The organism is Bdellovibrio sp. ZAP7 (genome assembly GCF_006874645.1).
GTDB lineage: Bacteria > Bdellovibrionota > Bdellovibrionia > Bdellovibrionales > Bdellovibrionaceae > Bdellovibrio.
Genome location: NZ_CP030082.1, coordinates 703,257 through 714,959 on the forward strand (window position 1 = coordinate 703,257; position 11,703 = coordinate 714,959).

At 45.9% G+C, this 11,703-nt stretch carries 13 protein-coding genes; 11 read left to right on the plus strand and 2 right to left on the minus strand.

Features of this window, described 5'->3' with window-relative positions; genetic code table 11:
• Nucleotides 1–12 precede the first annotated feature (12 nt).
• The 9 genes from alr to DOM22_RS03500 are packed head-to-tail and all read left to right on the plus strand — an operon-like array spanning nucleotide 13 to nucleotide 8,585.
• Nucleotides 13–1,188, plus strand: coding sequence for an alanine racemase (gene alr / locus DOM22_RS03460; protein WP_142699047.1), 1,176 nt, complete (start codon nucleotides 13–15; stop codon nucleotides 1,186–1,188).
• Nucleotides 1,185–2,021 carry an ABC transporter permease gene (locus DOM22_RS03465; RefSeq protein ID WP_142699048.1) on the plus strand — a complete coding sequence of 279 codons (837 nt, stop codon included), beginning with the start codon at nucleotides 1,185–1,187 and terminating at the stop codon, nucleotides 2,019–2,021. Before alr ends, DOM22_RS03465 begins: the two co-directional genes overlap by 4 nt.
• Nucleotides 2,021–2,788 (plus strand): ABC transporter ATP-binding protein, encoded by a 768-nt coding sequence (locus tag DOM22_RS03470; RefSeq protein WP_142699049.1) that lies wholly within the window; start codon nucleotides 2,021–2,023, stop codon nucleotides 2,786–2,788. Before DOM22_RS03465 ends, DOM22_RS03470 begins: the two co-directional genes overlap by 1 nt.
• The gene (locus DOM22_RS03475) at nucleotides 2,785–4,152 is read left to right on the plus strand and encodes an MlaD family protein (RefSeq protein WP_142699050.1); all 1,368 of its coding nucleotides are present in this window, start codon (nucleotides 2,785–2,787) and stop codon (nucleotides 4,150–4,152) included. Before DOM22_RS03470 ends, DOM22_RS03475 begins: the two co-directional genes overlap by 4 nt.
• A gap of 3 nt (nucleotides 4,153–4,155) precedes the next feature.
• The gene (locus tag DOM22_RS03480) at nucleotides 4,156–5,904 is read left to right on the plus strand and encodes a lipopolysaccharide assembly protein LapB (protein ID WP_142699051.1); all 1,749 of its coding nucleotides are present in this window, start codon (nucleotides 4,156–4,158) and stop codon (nucleotides 5,902–5,904) included.
• The gene (locus DOM22_RS03485; RefSeq protein ID WP_142699052.1) at nucleotides 5,904–6,620 is read left to right on the plus strand and encodes a hypothetical protein; all 717 of its coding nucleotides are present in this window, start codon (nucleotides 5,904–5,906) and stop codon (nucleotides 6,618–6,620) included. Before DOM22_RS03480 ends, DOM22_RS03485 begins: the two co-directional genes overlap by 1 nt.
• Entirely contained in the window at nucleotides 6,620–7,582 is a 963-nt protein-coding gene (locus DOM22_RS03490) for a 3'-5' exoribonuclease YhaM family protein (RefSeq protein WP_142699053.1), read from the plus strand. Before DOM22_RS03485 ends, DOM22_RS03490 begins: the two co-directional genes overlap by 1 nt.
• Nucleotides 7,582–8,097 (plus strand): serine O-acetyltransferase, encoded by a 516-nt coding sequence (cysE, locus tag DOM22_RS03495; RefSeq protein WP_142699054.1) that lies wholly within the window; start codon nucleotides 7,582–7,584, stop codon nucleotides 8,095–8,097. Before DOM22_RS03490 ends, cysE begins: the two co-directional genes overlap by 1 nt.
• Nucleotides 8,098–8,141: 44 nt before the next feature.
• Complete coding sequence (locus tag DOM22_RS03500) at nucleotides 8,142–8,585, plus strand: DUF962 domain-containing protein (protein WP_142699055.1); 444 nt, start codon at nucleotides 8,142–8,144, stop codon at nucleotides 8,583–8,585.
• Nucleotides 8,586–9,284: 699 nt separating this feature from the next.
• On the opposite strand, the gene DOM22_RS03505 is transcribed toward DOM22_RS03500, so the two are convergent.
• The gene (locus DOM22_RS03505) at nucleotides 9,285–9,641 is read right to left on the minus strand and encodes a hypothetical protein (protein WP_142699056.1); all 357 of its coding nucleotides are present in this window, start codon (nucleotides 9,639–9,641) and stop codon (nucleotides 9,285–9,287) included.
• Nucleotides 9,642–9,890: 249 nt separating this feature from the next.
• Between DOM22_RS03505 and rpsD the strand changes: the two genes are divergently transcribed.
• Both rpsD and DOM22_RS03515 read left to right on the plus strand, forming a co-directional pair.
• Nucleotides 9,891–10,517, plus strand: coding sequence for a 30S ribosomal protein S4 (gene rpsD / locus DOM22_RS03510; protein ID WP_142699057.1), 627 nt, complete (start codon nucleotides 9,891–9,893; stop codon nucleotides 10,515–10,517).
• 14 nt (nucleotides 10,518–10,531) lie between these two features.
• A complete protein-coding gene (locus DOM22_RS03515) occupies nucleotides 10,532–10,759 on the plus strand; it encodes a hypothetical protein (RefSeq protein ID WP_142699058.1) in 228 nt (75 codons plus the stop codon).
• Nucleotides 10,760–10,807: 48 nt separating this feature from the next.
• On the opposite strand, the gene DOM22_RS03520 is transcribed toward DOM22_RS03515, so the two are convergent.
• The gene (locus DOM22_RS03520; protein ID WP_142699059.1) at nucleotides 10,808–11,584 is read right to left on the minus strand and encodes a hypothetical protein; all 777 of its coding nucleotides are present in this window, start codon (nucleotides 11,582–11,584) and stop codon (nucleotides 10,808–10,810) included.
• Between the last annotated feature and the right edge of the window lie 119 nt (nucleotides 11,585–11,703).

The window sequence follows — 11,703 nt, forward strand, 5'->3', positions numbered from 1 at the left end:
TTAGTGTTTTTAATGGAAATGTTTCGAAAAACTTTTGCGGAAATTAATTTAGACAACCTGACACACAACATTCGTGTCTTGCAGAAAGCGTTTCCGCAAAGATTCCTTTGTCCCATGGTAAAGGCGAATGCTTATGGTCACGGTGACGTAAAGTTAGCCCTGCATCTGGAAAAGCTCGGCATTCAAAACCTGGGCGTGTGCTTGATCGAAGAAGGACTATTGCTTCGTCAGTCTGGTGTGAAAACAAATATTCTCGTTTTCCGCGGCTTTGATAAAAAAGGTGCGAAAGCCATCCTTGATAACAATATGACTCCCGTGGTGAGTTCCTGGGATCAAATTGAGGCTTTGGAGCAAGTCGCTGATAAAAAAGTCAGTGTGCATGTGAAGTTTGATACGGGCATGAATCGTCTGGGATTCCGTACAGAAGAGGCGGAAAAGGTTTTTGCGCGTCTGAATGGGCATGCGAAAATTGAAGTGAAGGCGTTGTGCACGCATCTTTACATTGGCGAAAATGCTGATGAGCGGGATCAAACCAGTGCTCATCAATTGCAAAAGTTAAACAAGGTTTCTGAAATTTTTAAGTCTATGAACGTGTTCTGCCATGCTTTGAATAGTTCTGGAATTTTGAATCTGATGCAGCTGATGAAAGACGGAGCGAATGATTCCAAGCATCCGCTGTTGATGCAAAACTGGGGGATTCGTCCCGGTTTGATGATTTATGGTTACAGTTCTTTAGGGCGCCCGGATGTGGGTGACTTAAAACCGGTGATGACTTTAAAGTCGGTGGTGAATAATTTCCGTCAGGTCAAAAAAGGTGAAACTGTTTCTTACGGTGCCAGATGGACAGCTTCACGTGATTCGGTGATCGCGGTGATCTCGATTGGTTATGGTGATGGTTATCACCGTCTGCTAACCAATCAGACGCACGTTTTGTTTAACGGACAAAAAGCTCCGATCACAGGAACTGTGTGCATGGATTATTTGATGGTTGACGTAACAGACATCGTACAAGGTAAAGATCTTGCGAACTTGATGGACCAGGAAGTGATTTTGTTTGGCTGGGATCAAGCGGGTCATTTGTTGTCTGCCGATGAAATTGCCAAAAAGGCCCATACCATTTCTTACGAAATGCTGACCAGCGTGGGTGCGCGAGTGCCTCGCGTTTATGTCGGTAAGGAGATCGGATGAGTTCACAAACGCTGGTGCAAAAAACTGCCTTTGCGATTTCCTGGGTCGGCTCCTCGGTGATCCAATTTTTCCGCGGCTTCATAGAGGCCACGGGTAAGATGATGATTTTTTTCAACGAAAGCGTGCGTTTGATTTTCGCCAAGCCTTCGCGTTTTCCAGAAATTATCAAGCACATGGAGTTCATCGGAAATCAGTCCATTTGGATCATTTGTTTGACAGGTGGATTCACGGGCCTTGCCTTGTCGTTTCAAATTTACCTGGGCTTTAAAATGTTTAATGCCGTGAACATGGTGGGGCCGGTTGTGGCTCTGGGGATTACTCGTGAGTTGGGTCCGGTGTTGACGGGATTAATTGTTGCCGCTCGTGCCGGAGGGGCCATGGCTGCACGTCTCGGTACCATGCGCGTAAATGAACAAATCGATGCTCTGGAAGTAATGGGCGTTAATACTAAGCAATACCTTATCTCTCCGAGAATGGTGGCGGCCTTCATTTGTATGCCTCTTTTGACAGCGGTCTTCGATTTCGTGGCGATGATGGGCAGCTGGTTTTTGTGTGTGCGCCTGGTGCAACTGGATGAGGCGATCTTCTGGCAAAAAATTCGCGACATGATCGAAGTTAAACATATCAACGAAGGTCTTTTCAAAGGCGCTGTCTTTGGAATCTTTTTTGCTTTGATTTGTACTTACCGCGGTTTCAACACCACGGGCGGAGCCAAAGGTGTTGGGGAAGCCACGAATCAAGGCGTGGTTCAAAGCATGGTTATGATTATTATTCTGGATTATTTCCTGACGAATTTGATTCGCGTGTATTACAGTCTGTCGGGGATTTCTTAATGTTTAAACAACAGTCGGCAGTTCAAATTCGTGATCTGAAAAAAACTTTTGATGGGGTTGACTTCGTTCTTAAGGGAGTTGATTTGGAAATTCCCCGTGGGAGTTTGACGGCAATCATCGGCTTTTCGGGAACCGGAAAATCGGTGGTGTTAAAGCATTTGCTGGGTTTATATAAACCGACTTCGGGAAGCATCGAAGTTTTGGGGCAGGATCTGAGTCAAATGAATGAAGACGAGCTGACAAAGTTTCGCCAAAAGTTCGGCGTTCTTTTTCAGTCTGCGGCCCTTTTTGATGATATGTCTGTTTTAGAAAACGTATGTTTTCCACTATTTGAACATCGTCGCGATCTTAAGGAGTCTCAAGTCCTTCGTATAGCCGAAGACAAACTTCACCAGGTCGGCCTGGACCCTAAGCACTACAAAAAACTTCCAAGTCAGATTTCGGGTGGTATGCAGAAAAGAACGGGTCTGGCGCGAGCTCTCGCCCTAGATCCAGAAATCCTGATCTATGATGAGCCGACCACGGGTTTAGATCCCATTCTGACTGAAATGGTAGATAATTTAATTCTGGAGACTCATAAGAGCAGGAATGGACAACTGACCTCGATCATGGTTTCGCACGATTTGTCCGCCGCGTTTAGGATTGCGGATCATATCGCGATGTTAGATAGTGGCAAGGTTTTGCTATTCGGGACTCCAGAGGACTTCTTCAACACCGATATTGAATTGGTTAAGAGGTTCGTGAATAAAGGGATGAAACACCAATGAATTGGCTTCGCGCTGCAGAGTTTAAAGTAGGTCTATTAGTGATCGTAGTTGGATCATTGATTGCCGTTATGTCCATGCAGGTCAGCGAAGATCCTTCCTACCTTGGTCGTTCCAAAAAAGCCTGGTTCCTATTACCAAATGCGGGTGGCTTGGTTAAAAATTCAGCAATCCGTTCTGCTGGTATTCCTGTCGGCGTGATCAAAGACATTCGCTTGCAAGATGGTCAGGCTCGCGTGGATATCACGGTGAAATCTGATGTGCCGATGACGACGTCCGCAGCCATCGAAATCAAAGCTCAAGGTATCTTGGGTGATGCTCATATCGAAGTTTATCCTGGTTCTCCGACAGATCCTCCACTTCCTGATAATGCACAAATCCTGACGGTGAAAGCTGGTGGGTCTTTGGAAAACCTGATGACGCAGGTGGGTGAAGTAACGGCTTCTTTGAAAGTCGTCGCAAAAAACCTGGAAGAGGCGACGTCACAAGACGGCACTCGTAATCACGTCTTGGGTCGTATCATCAAGAATGTTGAAACGATCACAAAAGACCTGGCTCAAGTTACTACTGAAAACAAAGATAAAATTGGCGATATCGTGGACGAAGTTCACGACATCACATCAAGTTTGCGTGAAGTGATGAATGACAATAGCGATACCGGTATTAAGAAAACATGGGCTCGCTTGTCACAAACGATGAAAAACCTGGACGAGATCACGGGTAAAATCAACCGTGGTGAAGGTACTATCGGTAAACTTATCAGCGACGAAGCAACGGCTGAAAAAGTGGACAGCGCGATCGATGGTTTGAGCGACATGGTCGGCTCTGCCAGCAAAATCGAAACAGCGTTTGATTTCAAAACGGATTATCTGGGCGAAGTTGGAAACTGGAAAACCACAGTCGGTGTGAAAATTCAGCCGGGCTTGGATCGTTATTACTACCTAGCTATCATCGACGATCCCGTGGGTGTGGTGGAAACAACTCGTTATTCATACTCCGGCACACCTCCACAAGGTTCTGCAGAGTACTCTGAAAAGAAAACTTACGAAAACAAACTGAAATTCACTTTGCTATTCGCCAAAAATTTCTGGGACGTCACTCTTAAAGGGGGCGTGATCGAAAATGGCGGTGGTTTTGGTGTGGATTATTACTTCTTCCGCCGCAAAATGCGCGCGACAGTTGAGGCCTTCGATTTCACACGCACGAACCTTCGCGGTTCTTTGAGTTATTTCTTCTATCGTGGTCTTTATATCAATGCCGGTTGGAACGATGCTTTCAATAAAAACGATGCAAGCTCCAGCTTCATCGGTGGCGGTCTATATCTGACCAACGACGATTTAAAGCTCCTCTTAACGAAGGGGCTTTAATATATGGCGGTTGAGGTTTCAAATACAGATAAAGTATGGCTGATTAAATCCTCAACCAGGATCCTGGGGCCATTCTCTGTTGATGAAGTCGCAACGCTTTTAAAATCTCGACAAGTTTCGATCATCGATGAAATTCGTCTGCCTTCAGGTCGTTGGAGTTATATCCGCGAAAATCAACGTTTCATGGATATCGTTCGCAGCATTCGTGAAGAGCAGGACAATGCTCCTGAAAACACGATGACTCAGTCTATTCCGCACAACACGACGTTCACTAAAACCGAACCGACGGTTGATCCGGATGAGCAAACATTGACTCCGGTTCCGAATCATTCGCCGCAAATGAAGGACGTTTCATTTGCCTCTGAACGAGCAGTGAATAAATCCGCTATGCCGGCATCCGGTGTTAGCTATGGAACTTCCAACGATGCTCGAGTTCAGAATAAAATTCGCCAGCAAAGCAATGTTCTTCGTTGGGCCGTGATTGGCGTGGCTGCGATTGCAGTCCTGGCAATCTATGTGACTTTGGGGCAACGCGATTCCACTCATAATGTAAATTACGATGAACTGATTTCCCGCGCGATTCGCTATAAGAGCGTGGGACTTTACGATAAATCTTTGCAGGCCTATAAAGCGGCAAGCTCTATCAAAGAACCTGATTTAGATACGCAGATTCAAATGGCGCCGGTTCTGATTTCTGAAGACCGTCAAACTTTGCAAGGCCGACGTATTTTGGAAAAAGCCATCGTTCAGGAAAACCGTCAGCGTTCAGAGCTGGTGGATGCTTATCTGGGAATTGCAGTCTCTTATATGATGGACGGCGATTTGAAAGAGGCGGAAAACACGTTACAAAAAGCCATCGGCCACGAGCCGTTCAATATTGCCGCTCGATTGAACTTGGCCATCGTGGAAATGAAAAAAGGGAACTACAAAGAAGCCATGCACAAGTTTGAGCACGTGCTTTCTAAAGATCCCACGAACGTGATGGCTTTATATGGTCGCTCCATGGCTGCCATGGAAGTCGCTAAAACTTCTTCTGATTTAAGCTTCTTAAAACCGTTGGTGACTGACCTGCAAACTGTGCTTAAGAAAACAAACTTGCTTCGTCAGGAGTTGAGTCTGTTCTTGATCTACTCTTACAACTTGCTGGGTGACGTGGATGCCATGAACCAGGCGATTGTGAAATTCTTAAATGAGACTCCGGGTATTTCTAATTTGTACACTCATTCTTTAAGCGTCGATTGGCGTTTTACTCAGTGGGATTACCTGGAAAAATATTGTTCTGAAGTTTACAACAAAAGCGTTCCTTCAGCAGAATTGAAAGCAGTTCGCGCTTTGTGCTTGATGGAAGTGAATCGCGATACGGATGCGGATAAACTTTTGCGTGAAGCCGTTTCCGAAGGACCTAAAGATCCTTATGTTCTGGCTGCTCAAGCCGCTTATTTGAAAAAAACGGGTCGTGCACCTGAAGCTTTGGCCGTTTTGAAAATGCCTGAAGTGATGAGTTTGCCAGTTCGTGATCGTTTGGTGGGTGATATTTGTATGTCCACTCATGACGTGAACTGTGCCCAAGCGGCCTTCACGAAAATGTACGAAAGAAATAACACCAGTGCGGCGGCTTTGTATGGCTTGGCCTGGGTTGTGATTAAACGTAAAGACCGGAACTCTGCCTATAACTATGTGCGGGCGGGATTGCAATCTGAACCAACTTTCATACCTCTGTTAGAGATGAGGGATCAACTGGAGGCTGATTAATGAATCAGCCTTTTGTGCTTTTCATCCTCAGTGCTTTGGTGTTCGTCAGTGGTTGCACGAAGACTCCGGGCTATCACCGTGAAGAATATAAAACCATTAAGTTTGAGGATGTTCCGCCCGATTTGAAAATTCCCACGAAAGCTTGGGACATGCTGTCCTTTAAAGCTATCGAAGGTGCGCATGGAGAACATGCGGCAGCAGGTGGTGAAGGTGGCCATGGTGGTGGCGAAGGCGAAGGAAAAAAAGAATCCGGCAATAAAGAGATCGTATTTGCCGATGTTTCCGTTTTCTTAGTCGATAAAAATCCTGGCATTCTTAAAGACGAAGCTTTGAAGTTTGAACTGCCTCGCGGCGGTGGTGAAATTGACTTATCTCAGTATTTAAACAACCGCCAAGGCTCTTTTTACGTGGGCTTTGAATTTCCCTCTTTCACTGAAGCCAAGCAAAGCAAGGTTTTGTTCATCAGCCATGCCCGCAAACGCAAATTAGGTGAGTCGGTGTATGGTGCCGGTTGTAATCAAATTTTAGATATCACGACGAAATTCAATCTGGCGATGCAAGGTGAGGGCCTTAAGGTCAACACCACTCGCGAAAGACATATCAGCGTTCTAGGCGGAACTTTCTTGTTCTCTGCTGAAAAAGGCGACACCATCTATGTGGCACAGGTTTCCTTTGTGGATCCTGAGCATACAAATCTTTTCTGCGAGGCACCCTGATGGAAAAAAAGACGGTTCAAAGTCTACAGGACAAAGACGCAGTTGATTCTTTATTCCTGGTTAAGGAAAAAAACGTCGGCGTTGGTAAAAACGGCCGGGCTTTTATGGGCCTGCAGTTGGGCGATGCCACAGGAACTATCGATGCGCGCCTTTGGGATCGCGTTGAAGAGTTATCCCGTTTGTTTGAAACAGGGGATGTCCTTAAAGTTAAGGGGCAGGTTCAATTATTCCAGAACCGTAAACAGCTGGTTATCCATAAACTTGAACGCGTTGAAAATTCTGAAGTGAACTTTGAAGACTTCATTCCAAAGTCTTCAAAAAATTCTGAAGACATGATGGCCGAGCTGATTCAGCTTGTGCGCAGCATGCGTAATGATCATTTAAGACAATTGGTATTGGACACCTTAGAAGATCCTGAGATTCGTCCTCGCGTTTTACGTGCACCCGCAGCTAAATCCATCCACCATGCGTGGGTGGGTGGATTGCTTGAACACATCCTTTCGATCTGTAAAATTATGGACTTTATGGGCTCTCACTATCCGTTCTTGAATCGTGACTTGCTTCTTTTCGGAGCAATCTTTCACGACATCGGAAAAATTTGGGAGCTTTCCTACGATAATGGCGTTTCCTATACCGATCGCGGCCGTCTGTTAGGACACATGCAAATCGCTTGTGAACTTATAGATAAAAAATCGGCTCGTATCCTCGGCTTCAGCGAAGAGCTCCGCGATATTTGTAAACATATAATCTTGAGTCATCATGGTAAACTGGAGTACGGTTCTCCCAAGCGTCCAAAATTTATGGAAGCAATGTTGATTGCGATGGTTGATGATCTTGATAGCAAGGTCGCAACATTGAAAACAATCGTGGATGGAGAACGCGGTTCGGGCGAGAAATGGTCTCGATATAATGAACTGTTTGACCGTTACTTCCTCCTTGATGATTTGAATGAGAAGTATTGATGTTTGGTTTGTGGAAGCGCTTTAAGACGCTGTTAAATACGTACAAAGCTTATGATCCTGCAGCGAAGTCCCTTTGGGAGATTGCTTTGCTGTATCCGGGCCCCAAAGCATTAATCATGCACCGAGTGGCGCATCTCTTTTATAAAGCTCATTTTTATTTCATCGCTCGCTTGGTCGCAGAAATTTCTCGCTGGTTGACGGGTATTGAAATTCATCCTGGAGCAACGCTGGGTCATCGTTTGGTTATCGACCACGGCTTTGGCGTGGTGATCGGTGAAACTGCGATTGTCGGTGACGACTGCATTATCTTTCACGGAGTTACGTTAGGTGGAATCAAATTTGATCCCGTCAAACGCCATCCCACTGTAGGAAACAGAGTGATGATCGGAACAGGCGCAAAAGTTTTAGGCCCGATCACTGTAGGTGACGGCGCTTTGATCGGCGCTAACGCCGTCGTCGTTAAAGATGTTCCAGCAGGCGCAACAATGATCGGCCCCATCTCGCAGCAAAAATAGGTGCCAGGTCCTGTTTACGTATGCACCGCATTCAAGGAGCTCGAATGAGAACATTGGAATCTTGGTTTGCTGAATACAGCGAAGGTCATCAAAACCCTCAGAACAGAATCATCCATAAAATCTGCGTGCCCGTGATCTTCTTTACTGTGGTGGGTTTGCTGCTGCAGATTCCGGTGCAAATGGGTCCCATTCGTCTGGGTGAGTTGCTGATTGCTTGTGCTCTGGGTTGGTACGCCACTCTGGGAGCAAAACCATTCGTAATTATGCTTGGCCAGTTAGCGATCAGTTATGTGCTTTTATATTTCCTGGGGCATTTCGTTCAGCCGCTTTGGTTGTTGTTAGTGATTCTTTTTGTGATCGCTTGGATTGGTCAGTTCTATGGGCATAAACTCGAGGGAAAAAGACCGTCTTTTCTTAAAGATCTTCAATTCCTATTTATTGGGCCTCTTTGGGTTCTAAAGGACGTTTTTTTTAGGACTCAGCAGTAACCTCGAGTTATTTTTATGCACCCAGTCGCGCCCCTGTTGCATCCCCCGCACTTCTATTTGCATTACGGTTTCATGACCGGAAACTAATTTTAAAACTGTCGCTTGACGCTACGCAGCTCTGAGATAATGGGGGAGTACCTAAACCACAAGGACCAATTCGGTCTGAGTGATTGAAACTAGCACGAAAGGAGTTCGGCTATGAAACAGGTAGAACTAGAAACGGCTCCTACGACCAATACACAACTTGAAAGTACAAGTACTGCTACTCCGGTCCGTAAGAAAAACCGTCGCCGCCGCCTTGCCGCTTGGTAGGGTAGCATCCGGGGCCCTCCTCTCTTGGAGGGCTTCCCATTCATCTTCTCTTCTTTCTTTTTTAAATTTTTGTATTCGGTTTCGCGCGGTGGTCAGAGGCTGAAGCCCTGCCTGGACTGCTTTCTTGGGCACGCCATCCATGGCTCGTCAGCGCCCGCCTTTGGCGGGTTCGCGCATCCTGCGCCGCTGAAGGCCCGGCGAAAGCACTCCAGGCAGGGCTTCAGCCTCTGCCCACCGCGCGCACGACTTTTCCTTTTAAAACAAAGAAGAGAAGCTGAATGGAAAGCTTTCTGCTTATAGAACTCAACTCGCTGGATCGCTTTCGCGATCGACGCTTTCAGTGACGGGACTGTTTTTTGAGAAGGGGCGCGGGGAGTTCAGTTCGGTTTATTGTTTTACGCAGTTGGTGTCGTTGAAGATTCTGTAGTCGCCTTTATTTTCGGCGACTGACCATTTGCCTTCTTTTTTTACTAAGACTCTTTGAATGCCGTTTAGTGATGACATTGGGATCCAGCCTTCGCTTAGAGACGTATCCATTGTGTAGAGTTCTTTTTTGCTGCCGTCTTTGTGGTCTTCGATCAGCTCTAGTAGGCCTTCTTGTTGGATTGATGTGTTTTCTTGGATCGTTATGCTTTTTAGATCGGGTTGGTTGATGTCTTTGCAGTATAGGAGCGTTTTTGTTTTTGCCTGACTGAGGGCAGGGAGAGTGAGAATTGAAATCAGTGTCAGGTTGATGCGCTTCATGTGGTGTGGAATAGCAAATGGGGCTCGAGTTGTTGAGTGAAAATCGTGACATATGGAAATAAGAACAGGGTTTGGGGAGCTAAATTAATTTGAAAATCGTCCTCAAGGGGTTGTCAGCTTGTTTTCATTCTCAAGTTGCTATCACCTTACTTTCAGTCGGCTTTCAGTTGTGCCTTTAAAAAAGGAATATCTGTTCAAGACGCAGGCAAGCCTTTATCACGGTAGCTCGCTTATAAAGGACTTATTGATATGAAAAGAAAAGGTAAAACACCTCGTTTTAAAAAACAAAGACGTCTATTAACTGAGCTACCAGGCTTGGGTAAAGCCGGTGCTTTGGAAAGAAGACCGTATCCTCCAGGTCAACACGGTCAACGCCGTCGTAAATACTCTGAGTTCGGTTTGCAACTTGAAGAAAAACAAAAAATCCGCGTTCACTACGGAATCCGTGAAGAACAATTCCGTCGTATCATCGGTATGGCTCAAAAATCATCCAACACTAACTGGGTTGATTCTTTGGTAAACCTTCTTGAAAAGCGTTTGGATAACGTTGTATTCCGTCTTGGATTCGCAACTTCTATCCCAGCCGCAAAACAATTGGTTTCTCACGGCAAAGTTTTGTTGAACGGAAAAAAAGTAAACATTCCATCGCAAATCATCAAAGTTGGCGACATTGTTTCTTTGAAACCTGAAGCCTACCAAAACCAAGTTTACTTGGCGGCGAAACAAGCTCCTCGTCTTCCACTTCCTCCTTTCATGACTAAAGAAGAAAAAGCGGGCGAAGAGTCTGGTCGCTTGATCGACGAACCAAACATCGAAGCAGTACCTTTCTCATTCGACCCAGGTCTTGTGATCAGTTACTACTCGTTGCGTGGGTAATTAAAGAGGGCGCAATGAAAAACGCTAAATTCCTCGAAGCTGAGGAAATTTCTCTTGATGAAGTAAACGGCGAATTCGTCACTGTTAAATTGGCAGACGAAAAGTTCGTGATCGACGTGGATACTTTGTACGACATGTCTTTCCGATTTGCCGAAATGCTTGCCAAAATCGAAAGCCGCGAGGAAGAAGCGGCTAACGAGGGCGAGCTGGCTTGTGCTGAGTGCTGCGGTAATCTTCACTAATCCAATTAAAGAGAATCACTGAAAAGGGAGCTTTCGAGCTCCCTTTTTTTATTGCTGTAACACTGAGTTTTTTTGGGAGTCGTCATCAAAGACGCCTAGGAAGTAAAGCAAGGAACCCGTGATCGCCGTTAAACCGGTACCGATCACACCGTATTTGGTGATCACGTCTTTTTTAATTCTGTTGCTGGATTCGCGAACGCGAGTCATGGTGTTCGGAAGATCAAACTTCCCTATATAATAAACTTCAAATGGAACTGGATTCCCCGCTCCGTCACGAATGCCTTCTTTGAAGATCGCTTGGATCATTTCATAAGGGGAGTAGAATTTGGATTGGTTCGCCCCAACATAAATATCCGCGGCTTTTTCCATTGCTGCGCAGGCGGTTTTTCCGCAGCTGATGCCATGAGTGCCATCAAATTTCTGCAGGCGGGATTTATCGACGTCCGATTTTTTAATTTTGATGACGATGCCGGCTTCGAGTTCCGCCATGTGATCATAGACCGTCGTTTTTTTACCCAAAACATTTCCGTCCAGGCGAACGCTGCCACTGACCAAATAGGCGTGGCCAAAGGGAGCGATTCCCAAAAGTAAGTCATCGGTTTTTCCCAGAACATCCTTTACCGTGAACTCTCTTTTAGGGTGGTGCACGCGGCGATATTCAATGTTCAGTCCGGGACTGACTTCGGCGTACTTGATTTCAAATTCGGGAACTTCGTTGAAGACATTTTCGCAGGTACTGTTCGCATAGGCGGGGGAGCTGAGAATGGAAATCAGGCCCGAAAGGGTCAAGGTCCATGAAATGATGTTCTTTCTCAGTAAGCGCACGATAGCTCCGTTTTGCGGGACTGCTGTCCACGCGTTAGACAGCAAAACCACCTCAAATCGAAGGGTTTGCCGTCTGAAAACTCAAGAATTTCTATGGTTTTATTAGAGCAATCCGCAAG

What these genes read in the sequence shown, in the direction of transcription:
- alr (WP_142699047.1), top strand. Translation starts at nt 13, where the DNA reads ATGGAAATGTTTCGAAAAACTTTTGCGGAAATTAATTTAGACAACCTG.
- DOM22_RS03465 (WP_142699048.1), top strand. Translation starts at nt 1,185, where the DNA reads ATGAGTTCACAAACGCTGGTGCAAAAAACTGCCTTTGCGATTTCCTGG.
- DOM22_RS03470 (WP_142699049.1), top strand. Translation starts at nt 2,021, where the DNA reads ATGTTTAAACAACAGTCGGCAGTTCAAATTCGTGATCTGAAAAAAACT.
- DOM22_RS03475 (WP_142699050.1), top strand. Translation starts at nt 2,785, where the DNA reads ATGAATTGGCTTCGCGCTGCAGAGTTTAAAGTAGGTCTATTAGTGATC.
- DOM22_RS03480 (WP_142699051.1), top strand. Translation starts at nt 4,156, where the DNA reads ATGGCGGTTGAGGTTTCAAATACAGATAAAGTATGGCTGATTAAATCC.
- DOM22_RS03485 (WP_142699052.1), top strand. Translation starts at nt 5,904, where the DNA reads ATGAATCAGCCTTTTGTGCTTTTCATCCTCAGTGCTTTGGTGTTCGTC.
- DOM22_RS03490 (WP_142699053.1), top strand. Translation starts at nt 6,620, where the DNA reads ATGGAAAAAAAGACGGTTCAAAGTCTACAGGACAAAGACGCAGTTGAT.
- cysE (WP_142699054.1), top strand. Translation starts at nt 7,582, where the DNA reads ATGTTTGGTTTGTGGAAGCGCTTTAAGACGCTGTTAAATACGTACAAA.
- DOM22_RS03500 (WP_142699055.1), top strand. Translation starts at nt 8,142, where the DNA reads ATGAGAACATTGGAATCTTGGTTTGCTGAATACAGCGAAGGTCATCAA.
- DOM22_RS03505 (WP_142699056.1), bottom strand. Translation starts at nt 9,641, where the DNA reads ATGAAGCGCATCAACCTGACACTGATTTCAATTCTCACTCTCCCTGCC.
- rpsD (WP_142699057.1), top strand. Translation starts at nt 9,891, where the DNA reads ATGAAAAGAAAAGGTAAAACACCTCGTTTTAAAAAACAAAGACGTCTA.
- DOM22_RS03515 (WP_142699058.1), top strand. Translation starts at nt 10,532, where the DNA reads ATGAAAAACGCTAAATTCCTCGAAGCTGAGGAAATTTCTCTTGATGAA.